Below are 15303 nucleotides of genomic sequence, written 5' to 3'. Positions count from 1 at the left end.
GCGGAAACCCGTGGCGAAACCGCAGTTCCGACGCTGCGTAAACCCGATCGCCATGCCTCCCGCGGCAGGGTTCCGGCAACACGCACGGGCAGGCATACGTTTCACGACACCGGGGGGGGCAGACGATGTTTCAGAAATCCATTCTGGCGATGGGCGCGATGGCGGCGATCGGCGCGGCGATCCTGACGACGCCGGCCAGGGCCGGCATCTTCGGTCTCTTCGAGGGCTCGAGCGGATCGGGCTTCGTCACAGGGCCGGCGCCGACCCGCGTCGGTGGTCATGTCGTCGACGACACCTACGGTGCCCGCTGGCTCGGTGCACCGGGTTGGCAGCGGCCGCAGCGCGCCGTGGTCTCGCCGTGGGCGCGCGCCGACGGCACCATGGTCGGCCCCGGCCGCCACGTCGTCTGCGCGCTCGAGCCGCGCTACGACCGGCGCGAGCGTTACGTCGGATCGCGGCAGGTGTGCTGGAGCGAGGCGCGCTGAGCGCCGATCGATCCCGGACATGCGAAGGGCGCCCGCGGGCGCCCTCTTCTTTTCGACGGTCGGGCCTCAGCCCTTGGTCTTCTCGCCCTTGAGATCGGGCATCCAGGCGACGTGGTCGCGCGGATCGCCTTCCGGATCGATCTCCTCGATCAGGCCTTCGCCGCGGAAGCCCTTGGCGATGACGTAGAGCTCGGACGAGTCCGCACGGCTCGCCGGCGGCTTGATGTGCAGGACCTGGGCGAAGTCGCGCTTGAGGTTGGCGAGCAACTCATTCTCGGTGCCGCCGCGCAGCACCTTGGCGAGGAAGTGGCCGCCGGGGCGCAGCACCGAACGGGCGAAGTCGATCGCCACCTCGCACAGATGCATGATCTTGAGGTGGTCGGTCTTCTTGTGGCCGGTCGCCGGCGCCGCCATGTCGGAGAGCACGACGTCGGCCTTCTCGCCGCCGAGCGCCGCGAAGAGGGCCGCGGGGGCGTCCTCGTCGAGGAAGTCCTTCTGCAGGAAGATCGCGCCGGGGACGCCGCCCATCTCGAGATAGTCGATGCCGACGACACGCGGCGCCGTGTCGGACGACTTCACCCGCTGCGCCGCCACCTGACACCAGCCGCCCGGCGCGCAGCCGAGGTCGACCACCCGGTTGCCCGGCTTCAGGATGTGGTACTTGTCGTCGATCTCGATCAGCTTGTAGGCGGCGCGCGACCGCCAGCCGTCCTTCTTGGAACGGACGACATAGGGGTCGTTGAGCTGGCGCTGCAGCCAGCGCGTGGAGGAGGCGGTGCGGCGCTTGGCCGTCTTCACCTTCACCTTCAGCGCGCGCGGCGCGCCGTTGCCGCCATCGGAGCCATTCTCGCTCACGGTTCGTCCTCTTCTTCCTCGGTCTCAGCCGCGCTTCGGCCAGCGGTTGCCCCGCCGCCAGACGCCGTCGCCGAGCATCAGTTCCGTCAACATGCCCTCGCGCAGGCCGCGATCGGCGACCCTGAGACGATCGGTGCGCCAACGCCGCCGGATCGCCTCGAGAATGGCACAGCCCGCCAGCACCAGATCGGCGCGATCGCCGCCGATGCAGGGGTTGGCGACGCGATCGTCGAAGTCCATGTCGAGCAGGCGTTCGATCATCGCCCCCACCTCGGCGTCGGCGAGCCAGGTGCCGTCGACCCGGCGGCGATCATAGCGCGCGAGGCCGAGATGCACACCGGCGAGCGTCGTCACGGTGCCGGAGGTGCCCAGCATGTGCCAGCGCTCCGGCACGATCTTCTCGTCGATCGCCGTCCACGGCGCGTGTTCGGCGAGGAGCTCGGCGACGTCGGCCACCATGTCCTCGAAGATCTCGCGCCCGACCGCGACGCCGCCGTGGCGTTCCGACAGGGTGACGACGCCGACCGGCAGCGAGGTCCAGGCGCGGATGTGCCGCGTCGGGTCGCCGCCGCGGCGGGCGCCTTCGGAGAAGTCGAGCCAGACCAGTTCCGACGAGCCGCCGCCGATGTCGAAGAGCAGCACGCCCTCGGCGGCACGGTCGATCAGGTTGGCGCAACCGGCGACCGCCAACCGCGCCTCGGTCTCGCGCGTCAGGATCTCGAGCGCGAGGCCGGTCTCGGCGCGGACGCGGGCGAGGAAGTCCTCGCCGTTCTCCGCGGCGCGACAGGCCTCGGTGGCGACGAGGCGCGAGCGGACGATGCCGCGCGCCTGCAGCTTGCCGTGGCAGACCCTGAGTGCGTCGATGGCACGATCCTGCGCGGCGTCCGACAGCCGTCCCGAGCGCGACAGGCCCTCGCCCAGCCGGACGATGCGCGAGAAGGCGTCGACGACGCGGAAGCTCTGGTGCCAGGGTTCGGCGACGAGGAGGCGGCAGTTGTTGGTGCCGAGATCGAGCGCGGCATAGAGCGGCGCGTCGCGCTCGTCGCGCGCGCCCCAGCGCCGCATACGGCCGGAGCGATCGCGATCGCCCGATCCGCGCACCTCGTCGCGTCGATCGGGCCCGCGCTGCGGGCGGGCGGCGGAATCGCGGGTGGACGCATCGCGCGAGGCCGTGTCGGCGCCGCGATCCGTGGTGCTCCGCTCGGAGGCGGCGCCATCGGATGGCGCACGACCGCCCTCACGGCGATCGGCGACGTCACGGTCGGAACCCGACGGCGCCGCCGGAGGCGCTCCGGCGCCGCGACCTCGCGAATCACTCGGCTCCGCGGCGCGCGCGCCCGTATCCGGCGGTGACGGCCGCGCGGGCGAAACGTTCTGTGCGTCGGATGCCGTCTGCGGACCTGCCGTCGTCGGCCGTCCGGATTCGGGGGGGCGTTCGCCGCCTTTCGGCGTCGGCTTGGCCACCGAGGCCCAGCGCGTACGCTTTCCCCGCCGGCGACGGCGTCGGTGCTTGGTCGGCCCCGATCCGCGCGCGCCTGCGTCCGGACGCCCCGCCGCCGGCGGTTCGTCTCCGTTCTCAGCCAAATGTCATCTCCACGCCGCGTCAGCGGTGATCGCGCGCACGGCGTACGTTTCCACAAGTCGGAACCAGTCTAACAGGGGTTTGGCCTCCGACAAAGCGTCGTCGGCGGGAAATGGCCGTGCGCGGGCGAGATTTCACGGTTTCCGCGGCCGGTTCCGGCCCTGCGCCGGGGATCTGGCGGAGCGGTGGAGCGCGCATCGGAGACCTGCGTCGGCAAAAGGCTGACGAGGGCACTTGCGCGGCGCGGTTCGATCGGCTAGTTAGGCCCGCACCGGCCGGCAGCGCTTCGCCGCTCCGCCTGCTGGGGGATAGTTTAACGGTAGAACAGCGGACTCTGACTCCGTTAGTCTTGGTTCGAATCCAGGTCCCCCAGCCAATTTCCGACCCAGTCGAAGAGACGTGTCGTTCGATCGCCAGGGTCGCGCGATCGTCTGCGTTCACGCCCCATGCGGTGCGCCGGACGCTCCCCCCATCGGACAATTCGAGTCCGTCTCTCTTCCGCATCGTCCTGCCGTTCGATCGCAGACGGAGACGTCCAGCTTCGGGTCGCGGGGAAAACGGAGAGCGGTCGCTTCCCACCACCGCCTTCGACGGCAATCGCGAGGCCTTTCCGAAGAGCGCTCAGTCGCGGTCGTCGTCGCCGTCGTGGCCGTGGCGATGACCGTGGCCGTCGTGACCGCCACCCTCGACGCGTTCGAGAGTCGCCGGGTCGAAGCGGGACTTCACCGTGCGGCCCTCGGGGTCGACCGCCAGGACCTTGTAGCAGCCGTCGTCGGCGCGGATCTTGAGGACGCTCCAGCCGGCCCCCTCCAGCTTCGCCTTCAACGCCTCGCGCGGCTGCCAGTCGGCGAGCGGCACGGCGCAGCGGTCGTCGGCGCGCGCGGCGGACGGCGTCGCGACGGCGAGCACGGCGGCGAGGACGGCGAATGCGAGGGTGGGCGGACGACGGAACACGCGCATGATCTCCCTGATCGCGGCCATAGGAGCACAGTCACCTGACGCCGACCTGAAGGATCTCGACAAAATACCCGACGCGGGCGCCGTCCGCCCGTATTATTGAAGAGATCGGCCGATCGTGCGCGATGCGGCCGATTCCCGCGCGTCGTGCGGGAGGTCCGGGCCCCGCGCCCGGGCTCCGGGGAGCAGACGAGAAGGCGTTCGAGGCGGACCATGCGCATTCTGGTGATCGAAGACGACCTCGTTCTCGGCCAGGCCGTGAACGATCACGTCGTCGCCGAGGGCCACTCGGCCGACCGCGTCACTCGCCTCGCCGATGCCGACGCGGCGCGGCGCACCGGCGTGTTCGATCTCGTCCTGCTCGACCTGATGCTGCCCGACGGCCGCGGCCTCGACTTCCTCAAGGCGCTGCGGGCGGCGGGCGACGTCACCCCCGTCGTGGTGCTCACCGCGCGCGACCAGATCTCCGACCGCATCGCCGCGCTCGACGCCGGCGCCGACGACTATCTGGTCAAGCCCTTCGATCTCGCCGAACTCTCCGCCCGCATCCGCGCGGTCGGGCGGCGCTATTCCGGCAATCCCAATCCGCTGGTGGTCGTCGGCGATCTCGACGTCGATCTCGCCGCCCGCTCGGTCCACCGTGCCGGCAAGCCGATCCGGCTGACCCAGCGCGAATGGTCGCTGTTCGAAGCCTTCGTGCAGAGCCCCAACCAGCTGATCTCCAAGGCGCGGCTCGAGGAACGGCTCTATTCCTTCGACGCCGAGGTCGAGAGCAACACGATCGAGGTCCACGTCGCGCGGCTGCGCAAGAAGCTCGGCGCCAATGCGATCGAGACGGTGCGCGGCATGGGCTATCGCCTCGGCACGCCGGGAGAGGAGGCATGAGCGCGCCGCGTTCGGGCAGCCTCGGCCGGCGGCTCGGCCTCGGCCTCTCGGTGGCGATCGTGCTGTCGTGGCTCGCCGCGGCAGCGGTCGCCGGGCTGGTGCTGAAACACGAGATCGACGAGGTCTTCGACAGCGCCCTGCAGGAGGTCGCCCAGCGCATCCTGCCGCTCGCCTATTCCGAAGTGCTTTCGCGCGAGGACGGCGAGCAGACGCAGCACCTGCCGCCGCTCGGGCCGCATCGCGAGGCGATCACCTACGTGGTCCGCGACGCGGCGGGCAACGATCTCCTCCAGTCGAGCGACGCCACGCCGGCGCGGATCCCCAAGGATCTCGCCGACGGTTTCACCACGGTCGACGGGTTGCGGCTCTATTCGGTGGCGGCCGTGAAGGGCTCGATCCGGGTGACGACGGTCGAGCCGATCGCCCATCGTGCCGCGGCGCTGCGCGGGGCCGTCCTCGGCCTTCTCCTGCCGCTCGCGGCTCTGGTGCCGATCGCGCTCCTCGCCGTCCATCTCGTCGGCCGCGCGACGCTCAGGCCGGTCCTCGCCTTCCGCGACCGGATCGGCTCGCGCGGACGCGGCAATCTCGAGCCGCTCGGCGAAGCCGGCCTGCCGACCGAGATCGCGCCGATCGCCGAGGCGGTCGACGCGCTGATGGAGCGGCTGCGCGGTGCGCTCGAGGCCGAACGCAGCTTCACCGCCAATGCCGCCCACGAGCTCAGGACGCCGATCGCCGCGGCGCTCGCCCAGACCCAGCGCCTCGCCGCCGAGATCGAGGGCAACGACCCGCGCGCGCGGCTGCGCGCCGTCGCCGCCTCGCTGCGGCGGCTGTCGTCGCTCTCCGAGAAGCTGCTGCAACTCGCCAAGGCCGAGGGCGGCGGGCTGCTCGCCGAGAAGCCGGCACAGCTCGGCGCCGTGCTCGCCCTCGTCGTCGAGGAGGTCGACCGGCGGCGCGACATCGCCGACCGGCTGACGATCGAGACCCCGGAAGATGGCGGCGCGGCGCTCGACGTCGATGCCGACGCCTTCGCCATCCTGGTGCGCAACCTCGTCGAGAACGCCGCCATCCACGGCGACCCGGAGGGCCGCATCGTGCTGCGCTTCGACGGGCGGGTGCTGGAGGTCGAGAACGACGGGCCGGCGCCGGCACCCGACGTGCTCGCCCGGCTCGGCCGGCGCTTCGAGCGCGGCGGCAGCACCGCCGAGGGCTCGGGCCTCGGCCTCGCCATCGTCGCGGCGATCTGCCGGGGGGCGGGGGCGACCTTCGAGATGCTGTCGCCGGTCCCCGGCCGCAGCGACGGCTTCCTCGCCCGCGTGCGTTTCGCCGATCCGGCCGCGAAGCTGACGCGAAGCTGAAGGCGTTCACACGCCGACGTCAGGTCGGCGTCAGGTCGCGGGGTCAGGGTGTTCCGGTCCAATCAACCGGAGACCACCCCGATGAAGACCTCCCTCGCTCTCGTCGCAGCCCTCCTCGCCGGCACCGCCGCCGGCGCCGCGATCGCCTCGACCACGGACGTCGTCGACCACCTCGCGCGTGGCGAGCACCATGCCGCCCGCGCCGAGACCTCCGACGACACCCCCTTCCGCGTCGCCGGCGACCATCGCCGCGACCGCGATCGCGACCATCACGGCCGCAAGCACCACCGCGACCATCACGACGACGACGACGACGACGACGACGGCGCGCGCGGCGAAGGTCGCGGCGGCGGTCGCATGCCGACGACCGGTCCGAGCGATCCGACGACGCCGGTGCCGGACAACGGCCTCTTCCAGGGCAAGGCCCGGCCGAAGGTGGAGGTGAACTGATGACCGACCGTACCGCCACCGCCCGAGGAGTTCACGCCATGAAGTTCGTTCTGCCCGTCGCCGCCGCCACCGCCGCCTTCGTCGCCCCGACGATGGCCGCCGCGCGGTCCTTGACGATCGAGACGACGATGAAGGCCTACGGCGGCCCCGGCGCCTATGCCGTCGTCTGGGTCGCCGATGCCTCCGGCAAGTACAAGGGCACGCTGTGGATGGCGGGTGACCGCGCCAAGTACTGGCGCCATCTCGCCGATTGGCAGCGCGCCTCCGGCGGCCGCGCGACCGAGGTCGACGGCATCACCGGCGCCAGCATCGGCTCCGGCCGGACGCTGAAGATCACCGTCGACGTCGCCGACGCCCTGATCGACGCCGGCTACGTCGTCCATGTCGACACCTCGGTCGAGGACGGCCGCGACGTCTCCGCCGACGCCGTGGTGCCGCTCTCCGCCGACCAGTCGGGCAAGCCGGTCGCCGGCAAGGGCTACGTCAAGTCGCTCAAGGTCACGTTCTGAACCGAGGATCGATCATGCTCCGCCGCCTCCATTCGCTGCCCGGTCTCGTTCTCGCCGTCGCCCTCGCGGTCACCGCCGCGACGGGCGCGGTGCTCTCCGTCGTGCCGGCGCTCGACCGGCTGTCGACGCCCGCGATCACCCGCGGCACGTCGGTCGCCGACCTCGCCGCCGCCGTCTCCGCCCGTCACGAGGCGGTCGCCTCGATCCGGGTCCGGGCGACCGGCGTCGTCACCGCGAGCGTCACCGACGGCGAGGCGTCGGGCGTCGAACGGATCGACCCGGCGACCGGGGCGGGCCTCGGCCCCTATGCCCCGTCGTCGAGCCTGCGTTTCCTGACCGATCTCCACCGCGCCTTCGGCTTCGGCTCCGATGGGCGGATCGCCGCGGCGATCTCGGCTCTCGCGATGATCGTCGTCGTCGTCTCCGGCCTCGCGCTGCTCGCCCGCCGCATGGGCGGCTGGCGGGCGCTGACGCGGCCGGTCCGCGGCTCGACGGCGGAGCGGCTGCACGGCGAGGCGGCGCGGATCGCGGCGATCGGCCTGATCGTCTCCTCGCTCACCGGCCTGTGGATGTCGGCCTCGACCTTCGGCTTCCTCCCCGAGGCGGCGTCGGTCGAGACCGCGACGGCGAGCGGCGGCACCGCCCTGCCGATCGGGCGCCTCGCGGCGCTCCGCACCGTCGACGTCGCCGATCTGCGCGAGCTGACGCTCGCCGATCCGACCGACCCGGCCGACACGCTCCGTCTGCGCACAGCCGCCGGCGAAGCGGCGATCGATCCGGCGACCGGCCGGGTGATCGCGTCGGCTCCCGCGACGCTCGTCGACCGGATCGACGGCATCGTCCGCATGGTCCACACCGGCCGCGGCGCCGCGGCGCTCGGCCTGGTGCTCGGGCTCTCGGCCGCCACCGTGCCGCTGCTGGGCGCCACCGGCGTTCTCCTGTGGTGGCGTCGCCGCCGGCCGGCCGCGACCCTCGCCTCGGTCGCGGTGGAAGCCGCCGACACGGTCGTCCTCGTCGGCTCCGACGGCGGCTCGACCCGTGGTTTCGCCGCGACGCTCGCCGCTGCACTCACCGCGCAGGGCCATGCCGTCCACGTCGCCGACATGAACGCCGCCGGCGAGGCGCATTTCCGCAGCCGGCGCGTGCTGATCCTCGCCGCCACCTGGGGCGACGGCGGTGCGCCGGCCTCGGCCGCCCGCTTTCTCGACCGGCTGGCGACGATCGAAGCGCGGCCGCCCGTCGCGGTCCTCGGCTTCGGCGATCGCACCTTCCCCGACTTCTGCGGCTATGCCCGCACGGTCGCGGCGGCGCTCGAGGCGAAGGGCTTCCCGCTCCTCGTCGAGACCAAGCGCATCGACCGCCGCTCGGCCCAGGAATTCGCCCAGTGGGGCCGCGATCTCGGCCGTGCGCTCGGCCACGAGCTCGTGCTCGAACACGTCGCCGAACGGCCTGCGACCACCGAGCTGGAACTCGTCGAGCGCGAGGACTACGGCGAGGCCGTCGGCGCGCCGGTGGCGATCCTGCGCTTCGCCGCACCGCGCGACGACGCCCGCGGCCGTCCCGGCAAGCTCCCGGCCTTCGAGGCGGGCGACCTCCTCGGTGTGATGCATACGGAAGCCGCCATCCCGCGCTTCTATTCGCTCGCCTCCTCGGCGCGCGACGGGATCGTCGAGATCTGCGTCCGCCTGATGCCCGGTGGTCTCGTCTCGACGGCGCTGCATGCGCTCCAGCCCGGCGACCGGATCGAGGCCTTCGTCCGCGAGAACCCGTCGTTCCGGCCGAGCGTGGCCGCCCCGTCGCTGATCCTGATCGGCGCCGGTGCCGGGCTCGGGCCGCTCGCCGGCTTCGTGCGCGAGAGCGACGGATCGCGCCCCGTCCATCTCTACTGGGGTGGCCGGTCGCCGGCCTCCGACTTCCTCTACGAGGACGAGTTGGTCCAGGCGCTGGCCGAGAAGCGGCTGACCTCGCTCGTCACCGCCTTCTCCCGCGACCCGCGCTCGGGTGCCTATGTCCAGGACCGCATCGCCGCCGACGAACTCCGCTTCCGCGAACTCGTCCGCCACGGCGCCCAGATCCTGGTCTGCGGCAGCCGCGACATGGGGCAGGCGGTCGCCCATACGCTCGACCGCATCGTCCGCCCGCTCGGGCTCGACCTCGCCACGCTGCGCGCCGGGGGCCGTTATGTCGAAGACATCTACTGAAGGCGCACAGCCCCTCGTCCGCCGGGCCCTCTCCGGCCCGGCGATGGGGGCGCGCTGGTCGGCGGTCTTCTTCGCCGCCGAGGATTTCGACGTCGCGGCGCTTTCCGCGGCGCTCGCCGCCGAGGTCGAGGCGGTGGAGAACGAGGCTTCGAACTGGCGGCTGGACTCGGTCGTCGAGCGGCTCGTCCGCGCGCCGGTCGGTGAATGGCTGGTGCTGCCGCCCGGTCTCTTCACGGTGCTCGATACGGCCCTGGCGATCGGCGACCTCTCGGACGGTGCCTTCGACGTCGGCGTCGGCGATCTCGTCCGCGCCCACGGCTTCGGCCACGGGCGGCGGACGCCCGACCCGCAGGGCATCGCCGCCCTTTCCGGAGGGGCGCGGATCGTCTCGCCGAAGGCGCTGCAGCTCGATCCGGTCGGCGGTCGTGCCCGCCGCCTCGCGCCGATCGACATCGATCTCGCCGGCATCGCCAAGGGCCACGGCGTCGACCGCATGGCCGACGTGATGGAGGCCTTCGGCATCGCCTCCTTCCTCGTCGGCATCGACGGCGAGATGCGGGCGGGCGGGCCGAAGCCGGACGGCAGCCGCTGGATCGTCGGGCAGGAGCGACCGGATCGGAACGAACGCGCGCTCTCCGGGGTGCTCGAACTCGCCGACATGAGCATCGCGACCTCGGGCGACTATCGCCACGTCCACGAGATCGACGGGCAGACGGTGAGCCACACGATGGATCCGCGCGCCGGCCGGCCGGTCATCGGCGACGTGGCGCAGGCGACGGTTCTCGCCGAGCGCTGCATGGTGGCCGACGCCTGGGCGACGGCGCTGATGGTCGCGGGGCTGGAGGCCGGCATCGCACTGGCGCGGCGTCACCGCATCGCGGCGATCCTCGTCGGCCACGACGGGACGACGCGCTCGACCCTCGACGAGGCGGGCGCCCCCGACCCCGCATGAGCGCCACGGCCGGCGCCGCCCTGCCCTCTCGCACCTCGTCCGCCCTATCCCGATCCGGGTTCGAGCCAATGGGAGGGCTCGCGGCAAAGTAATATGTCTCGGTGGACGTATTCGGTCCCGTGTGCACATCGTGCCCGGGAAAGGCGCCGGGACGGTCGCGCCCCGAGCGAGCGTGTGCGCGGGAGAGTGCCATGAAGAAAACCATCGCCTGGGTCCTCGCCGGAGCATCGCTCGTCCTCGTGATCGTCGGCGTGCAGCTCGCCACCACCTCGACGCGCGGCCCGGCGGGGGTCACCGCCACCAACGGCCGGCTCGAGGTCGAGCGACGCGACATCGCCACCAAACTGGCGGGGCGGCTCGCCGTGCTCAACGTCTCCGAAGGCGACATGGTGGCGAAGGGCGCGGTCGTCGCCGAGATGGACGTCTCCGATCTCCTCGCCCAGCGCGCCTCGGCCAGAGCCAACGTGGCGCGCGCCGGTCAGGCGATCGCCAAGGCGCGCACCGACGTCACCGCGGCCGAGGCCAATCTGGCGCTCGCCGAGATCCAGATGCATCGCTCGGCCGATCTGCTCGACAAGGCGGTGAGCCCGCAGGCCCTCCTCGACCAGCGCAGGGCGCAGCGCGACGTCGCCGCCGCGACCGTCGCCGCGGCGCGTGCCGGCGTCGGCGACGCCGAGGCGATGCGCGACGTCGCCGAGGCGCAGGTCGCCCAGATCCAGGCCAATCTCGACGACATGGTGCTGAAGGCGCCGGTCGCCGGCCGCGTCGAATATCGTCTCGTCGATCCCGGTGCGGTGCTGGGCGCCGGCGGCAAGATCGTGACGCTGCTCGACCTCACCGACGTCACCATGACGGTGTTCCTGCCGACGCGCTCGCTCGGGCGGGTGAAGCTCGGCGCGCCGGTGCGCATCGTGCTCGACGCCGCGCCCGACTGGGTGATCCCGGCGACGGTCTCCTTCGTCGCGGCGGAAGCGCAGTTCACGCCGAAGTCGGTGGAGACCGCCGACGAGCGCGACAAGCTGATGTACCGGGTCAAGGCGCGGATCGACCCCGCCCTGCTCGACGCCTGGCGCGACTACGTCAAGTCGGGCCTGACCGGCACCGCCCATTTCCTGACCGAGCCCGGCGCCGGATGGCCGGCCTCGCTCGAGCCGAAACTGCCGCCGCGGCCGGAGACCGGACGATGACCACCGCCGTCGGCGAGCCGCGCCCGGTGCTGGCGCTCGCCGGGGTGGAGCATCGCTACGGCGATCGGGCGGCGCTCGCCGGCGTCACGCTCGCCTTCGAGGCCGGCACCGCCACGGCGATCATCGGCCCGGACGGCGTCGGCAAGTCGACTCTGCTCGGCCTGCTGGTCGGCGTGCGGCGAATGCAGGTCGGCACGATCGACGTCTTCGGCGGCTCGATGCGCGAGGCGTCCTGGCGCGACGCGGTCGCGCGGCGCGTCGCCTACATGCCGCAGGGGCTCGGGCGCAATCTCTATCCGACGCTGTCGGTCGCCGAGAACATCGACTTCCACGCCCGGCTCTTCGGCCTCGACGCGGCGGCGCGCGGTGCCCGCATCGAACGGCTGCTGCGTGCGACCGGGCTCGATCCCTTCCCCGACCGGCCGGCGGGCAAGCTCTCCGGCGGCATGAAGCAGAAGCTGTCGCTCTGCTGCGCGCTGGTCCACGACCCCGATCTGCTCGTCCTCGACGAGCCGACGACCGGCGTCGACCCGCTGTCGCGCCGCCAGTTCTGGGACCTCGTCGGCGAGATCCGCGCCTCGCGACCGGGCATGACCGTGCTGGTCGCCACCGCCTACATGGAGGAGGCCGCCCGTTTCGACCGGGTCGTGGCGATCGACGACGGTCGCGTCATCGCCGACGGCGCGCCGGCGGAGATCGTCGCCAAGACCGGAGCCACCGACCTCGAGGGCGCCTTCGCGACGTTGCAGTCGGGGCCGGCGGGTGCGACGGCCGGCTTCGTCATGCCGCCCTTCGCCGGCAGGAGCGACGAGATCGCCATCGAGGCGCACGGGCTCACCCGCCGCTTCGGCGACTTCGTCGCGGTCGACGACGTCTCCTTCGCCATTCCGCGCGGCGAGATCTTCGGCTTCCTCGGCTCGAACGGCTGCGGCAAGACGACGACGATGAAGATGCTGACCGGGCTGCTGCCGGCGTCCTCCGGCCACGCGACCCTGCTCGGCCGGCCGATCGAGGCGAACGACGTCTCGGTCCGGCTGCGGGTCGGCTACGTCTCGCAGAGTTTCTCGCTGTGGGAGGAACTCTCGGTCGTCGAGAACCTGCGCCTCCATGCCCGGCTCTACCGCGTGGCGGAAGACGACGTCGCCCCGCGCGTGGCGGAAGCGCTCGAGCGTTTCGACCTCGTGGAGGATGCCGACGCCTCGCCCGCCGCGCTGCCGCTCGGCCGGCGGCAGAGGCTGCAACTCGCCGCCGCCTGCCTGCATCGGCCCGAGGTGCTGATCCTCGACGAGCCGACCTCCGGCGTCGACCCACGGGCGCGCGACGCCTTCTGGCGCCATCTCGCCGAACTGTCGCGGCGCGACGGCGTGACGATCTTCGTCTCGACCCATTTCATGAACGAGGCCGAGCGCTGCGACCGCATCTCGCTGATGCATCAGGGCCGCGTGCTGGCGGTCGGCCGACCGCGCGATCTCGTCGAGAAAGCCGGTGCCGCGAGCCTCGAAGACGCCTTCATCGACGCACTGATCACGGCCGGCGGCGGGCGCGAGGATCGTCCGGTCGACGCGCCGCTCGCCGCGGCGGCGGACCCCGCCTCGACACCCGGCAACGCCGGGACGATCGGGCGGACGCTGGCCTTTGCCCGGCGCGAGGCGCTGGAGATCCGGCGCGATCCGGTGCGGCTCTCCTTCGCGGTACTCGGCTCGCTGCTGCTGATGGTGCTCTTCGCCTTCGGCGTCTCCTTCGACGTCGAGCATCTGCCCTTCGCCGTCTTCGACCGCGACCAGTCGATCGAGAGCCGCCGTCTCGTCGAGGCCTTCGACGGCAGCCGCTGGTTCCTGCGGCAGGCGCCGGTCGCGAGCGAGGCGGAGACCGACCGCCGGCTGAAGAACGGCGAGCTGCGCTTCGTCCTCGCCATCCCGCCTGGCTTCGGCCGCGACTTCCTCGGCGGCAGACGGCCGGCGGTGGCGGTCGAGATCGACGGCGCCAACACGTTCCGCGCCGAGACGGTGCGCGGCTATGTCGAGGGCGTGACGATCGACTTCGCCACCAAGCTCTCGGCCGAGATCCGCGGTCCCGGCACGGCGTCGACGAGCCTGGTCTCGGTCGTGCCGCGCTTCGCCTACAATCAGGCCTTCCGCTCGGTCGACGCCATCACCCCCGGCGTCATCATGCTGCTGCTGGTGCTGATCCCCGCCGCGATGACCGCCGTCGGCGTGGTGCGCGAACGCGAGGTCGGCTCCTTCGCCAACGTCCAGGCCTCGCCCGCCCGCGTCGCCGAGTTCCTAATCGGCAAGCAGCTCCCTTATGTCGCCGTCGGCATGGTGAGCTTCGCGACGCTGACGCTCGCGGCGATCGCCTTCTTCGGCGTTCCCTTACGCGGCTCGGTCGCCACCCTGACGCTCGGGGCGCTGCTCTACGTGCTGGCGGCGACCGGCTTCGGCCTGCTGGTCTCGACGCTGGTGCGCAGTCAGGTCGCGGCGATCTTCGCCGTCGCCATCCTGTCGGTCGTCCCGGCGGTGAACTTCTCGGGCTTCCTCAATCCCGTAGCCTCGCTCGAGGGAGCCGCCAGGATCGTCGGCCTCGCCTTTCCGACGGCGTGGTTCCAGACCATCTCGATCGGCGTCTTCGCCAAGGGGCTGGGGATCTTCGATCTGTGGCGCGAGGCGCTGACCATCGCCGGCTTCGCGGGCCTCTTCATCGGCGTCGCCTGCCTCCTCCTCGACAAACAGGAGCGCTGAACCATGCGCTTCCTCCTCGACCTGTGGCGTCTCTCGCTCAAGGAACTGGCGAGCCTCCGGCACGATCCGGTGATGCTCGGGCTGATCGTCTATGCGCTGTCGGTGGCGGTCGTCACCGTGGCGACGGGCGTCAAGCTCGAGGTCGTCGGCGCGCAGGTGGCGATCGTCGACGCCGACCGCTCGGTGCTGTCGCACCGCATCGTCGACGCGCTCAGGCCGCCGTGGTTCAAGCCGCCGGTCGTCGTCGGTCCGGCCGAGGCGGCGCGCGGGCTCGATCTCGGGCGCTGGGGCTTCGTCGTCGAGTTCCCACCGGATTTCGAGAAGGACACGGTCGCCGGCCGGTCGCCGTCGATCGCTCTGACCGTCGACGCCACCGCCATGGTGCAGGCCGGCAACGGCTCGATCCTCGTCCAGAACATCGTCGCCGAGGAGGTCGCGACCTGGGCGAACGCCGCCGGCATCGAAGCGTCGCTGCCGATCGAGGTGGTGCCGCGGGTGCGCTTCAATCCCAACATCGAGGGGCGCTGGTTCAACGCCATCATGCAGCTGGTGAACTCGATCACCATCCTGTCGATCATCCTGGTCGGCGCGGCGGTGATCCGCGAACGCGAGCACGGCACGATCGAGCATCTGCTGGTGATGCCGATCGGCGCGGTCGAGATCGCGCTCGCCAAGGTCGTCGCCAACGGCGCGGTGATCCTCGCAGCCACGCTCGCCTCGATGGAGATCGTCGTGCGCTGGTGGCTCGGCGTGCCGATCGCCGGATCGCGGGTGCTCTTCGCCCTCGGCACGGTGATCTACCTGTTCTCGACCACCTCGCTCGGCATCCTGATCGCCACCGTCGCCTCGTCGATGCCGCAGTTCGGGCTGATGGCGATCCCGGTCTTCACCACCATGCTGCTGCTCTCCGGCAACATGACGCCCCTCGAATCCATGCCGGCGGTGCTGCAATGGGGCATGCACGCATCGCCGTCGGTCTGGTACGTGCAGTTCTCGCAGGCGTTGCTCTATCGCGGCGCCGGGCTCGACATCGTCTGGCCGCAGCTCGCGGTGATGGCGGTGCTCGGCGTCTTCTTCCTCGGCTGGGCCTCGGCGCGCTTCAAGACGATGCTGTCGCGGATGGGGTGAGGAAAAGCCATCGGGCTCC

At 71.8% G+C, this 15303-nt stretch carries 13 protein-coding genes and 1 tRNA gene; 11 read left to right on the top strand and 3 right to left on the bottom strand.

Annotated elements, in window-relative coordinates; all coding sequences use genetic code 11:
• The first annotated feature begins 125 nt into the window (after positions 1–125).
• Complete coding sequence (locus tag ACT541_RS08365; protein ID WP_476135815.1) at positions 126–485, top strand: hypothetical protein; 360 nt, start codon at positions 126–128, stop codon at positions 483–485.
• A 66-nt stretch (positions 486–551) separates the two neighbouring features.
• On the opposite strand, the gene ACT541_RS08360 is transcribed toward ACT541_RS08365, so the two are convergent.
• A complete protein-coding gene (locus ACT541_RS08360; protein WP_476135814.1) occupies positions 552–1340 on the bottom strand; it encodes an RlmE family RNA methyltransferase in 789 nt (262 codons plus the stop codon).
• Positions 1341–1364: 24 nt separating this feature from the next.
• Entirely contained in the window at positions 1365–2441 is a 1077-nt protein-coding gene (locus ACT541_RS08355) for a Ppx/GppA phosphatase family protein (protein WP_476135812.1), read from the bottom strand.
• A 783-nt stretch (positions 2442–3224) separates the two neighbouring features.
• Here ACT541_RS08355 and ACT541_RS08350 point away from each other — a divergent pair.
• Positions 3225–3298: transfer RNA gene (locus ACT541_RS08350), tRNA-Gln, on the top strand.
• Positions 3299–3543: 245 nt separating this feature from the next.
• Here ACT541_RS08350 and ACT541_RS08345 read toward each other — a convergent pair.
• Positions 3544–3876 carry a PepSY domain-containing protein gene (locus ACT541_RS08345; protein ID WP_476135810.1) on the bottom strand — a complete coding sequence of 111 codons (333 nt, stop codon included), beginning with the start codon at positions 3874–3876 and terminating at the stop codon, positions 3544–3546.
• Between the two features lie 216 nt (positions 3877–4092).
• On the opposite strand from ACT541_RS08345, the gene ACT541_RS08340 reads away from it, so the two are divergent.
• The 9 genes from ACT541_RS08340 to ACT541_RS08300 all read left to right on the top strand — a co-directional run bounded on the left by ACT541_RS08340 (position 4093) and on the right by ACT541_RS08300 (position 15284).
• Positions 4093–4764 (top strand): response regulator, encoded by a 672-nt coding sequence (locus ACT541_RS08340; RefSeq protein ID WP_476135808.1) that lies wholly within the window; start codon positions 4093–4095, stop codon positions 4762–4764.
• A complete protein-coding gene (locus ACT541_RS08335) occupies positions 4761–6119 on the top strand; it encodes a sensor histidine kinase (RefSeq protein ID WP_476135807.1) in 1359 nt (452 codons plus the stop codon). The genes ACT541_RS08340 and ACT541_RS08335 overlap by 4 nt, the downstream gene beginning before the upstream one ends.
• Before the next feature lie 81 nt (positions 6120–6200).
• Positions 6201–6569, top strand: coding sequence for a hypothetical protein (locus ACT541_RS08330; protein ID WP_476135806.1), 369 nt, complete (start codon positions 6201–6203; stop codon positions 6567–6569).
• A 38-nt stretch (positions 6570–6607) separates the two neighbouring features.
• Positions 6608–7078: a DUF2271 domain-containing protein gene (locus tag ACT541_RS08325; protein WP_476136069.1), complete on the top strand. Its 471-nt coding sequence runs from the start codon at positions 6608–6610 to the stop codon at positions 7076–7078.
• Between the two features lie 14 nt (positions 7079–7092).
• On the top strand, positions 7093–9279 hold the full coding sequence (locus tag ACT541_RS08320) for a PepSY domain-containing protein (protein WP_476135804.1): 2187 nt from the start codon (positions 7093–7095) through the stop codon (positions 9277–9279).
• Positions 9260–10231 (top strand): FAD:protein FMN transferase, encoded by a 972-nt coding sequence (locus tag ACT541_RS08315; protein ID WP_476135803.1) that lies wholly within the window; start codon positions 9260–9262, stop codon positions 10229–10231. Before ACT541_RS08320 ends, ACT541_RS08315 begins: the two co-directional genes overlap by 20 nt.
• 191 nt (positions 10232–10422) lie before the next feature.
• Positions 10423–11418: an HlyD family secretion protein gene (locus tag ACT541_RS08310; RefSeq protein WP_476135802.1), complete on the top strand. Its 996-nt coding sequence runs from the start codon at positions 10423–10425 to the stop codon at positions 11416–11418.
• Positions 11415–14156 (top strand): ribosome-associated ATPase/putative transporter RbbA, encoded by a 2742-nt coding sequence (rbbA, locus tag ACT541_RS08305; RefSeq protein ID WP_476135801.1) that lies wholly within the window; start codon positions 11415–11417, stop codon positions 14154–14156. Before ACT541_RS08310 ends, rbbA begins: the two co-directional genes overlap by 4 nt.
• Positions 14157–14159: 3 nt before the next feature.
• Positions 14160–15284, top strand: coding sequence for an ABC transporter permease (locus ACT541_RS08300; RefSeq protein ID WP_476135800.1), 1125 nt, complete (start codon positions 14160–14162; stop codon positions 15282–15284).
• The last annotated feature ends 19 nt before the right edge of the window (positions 15285–15303 follow it).

It is taken from the genome of Pinisolibacter sp. DMC100 (assembly GCF_056313705.1).
Note: the sequence above shows the minus strand (reverse complement) of the source record. Positions and strands in the feature narration are given on the sequence as shown.

What these genes read in the sequence shown, in the direction of transcription:
- ACT541_RS08320 (WP_476135804.1), top strand. Translation starts at nt 7,093, where the DNA reads ATGCTCCGCCGCCTCCATTCGCTGCCCGGTCTCGTTCTCGCCGTCGCC.
- ACT541_RS08365 (WP_476135815.1), top strand. Translation starts at nt 126, where the DNA reads ATGTTTCAGAAATCCATTCTGGCGATGGGCGCGATGGCGGCGATCGGC.
- ACT541_RS08340 (WP_476135808.1), top strand. Translation starts at nt 4,093, where the DNA reads ATGCGCATTCTGGTGATCGAAGACGACCTCGTTCTCGGCCAGGCCGTG.
- ACT541_RS08325 (WP_476136069.1), top strand. Translation starts at nt 6,608, where the DNA reads ATGAAGTTCGTTCTGCCCGTCGCCGCCGCCACCGCCGCCTTCGTCGCC.
- ACT541_RS08330 (WP_476135806.1), top strand. Translation starts at nt 6,201, where the DNA reads ATGAAGACCTCCCTCGCTCTCGTCGCAGCCCTCCTCGCCGGCACCGCC.
- ACT541_RS08310 (WP_476135802.1), top strand. Translation starts at nt 10,423, where the DNA reads ATGAAGAAAACCATCGCCTGGGTCCTCGCCGGAGCATCGCTCGTCCTC.
- ACT541_RS08300 (WP_476135800.1), top strand. Translation starts at nt 14,160, where the DNA reads ATGCGCTTCCTCCTCGACCTGTGGCGTCTCTCGCTCAAGGAACTGGCG.
- ACT541_RS08335 (WP_476135807.1), top strand. Translation starts at nt 4,761, where the DNA reads ATGAGCGCGCCGCGTTCGGGCAGCCTCGGCCGGCGGCTCGGCCTCGGC.
- ACT541_RS08315 (WP_476135803.1), top strand. Translation starts at nt 9,260, where the DNA reads ATGTCGAAGACATCTACTGAAGGCGCACAGCCCCTCGTCCGCCGGGCC.
- rbbA (WP_476135801.1), top strand. Translation starts at nt 11,415, where the DNA reads ATGACCACCGCCGTCGGCGAGCCGCGCCCGGTGCTGGCGCTCGCCGGG.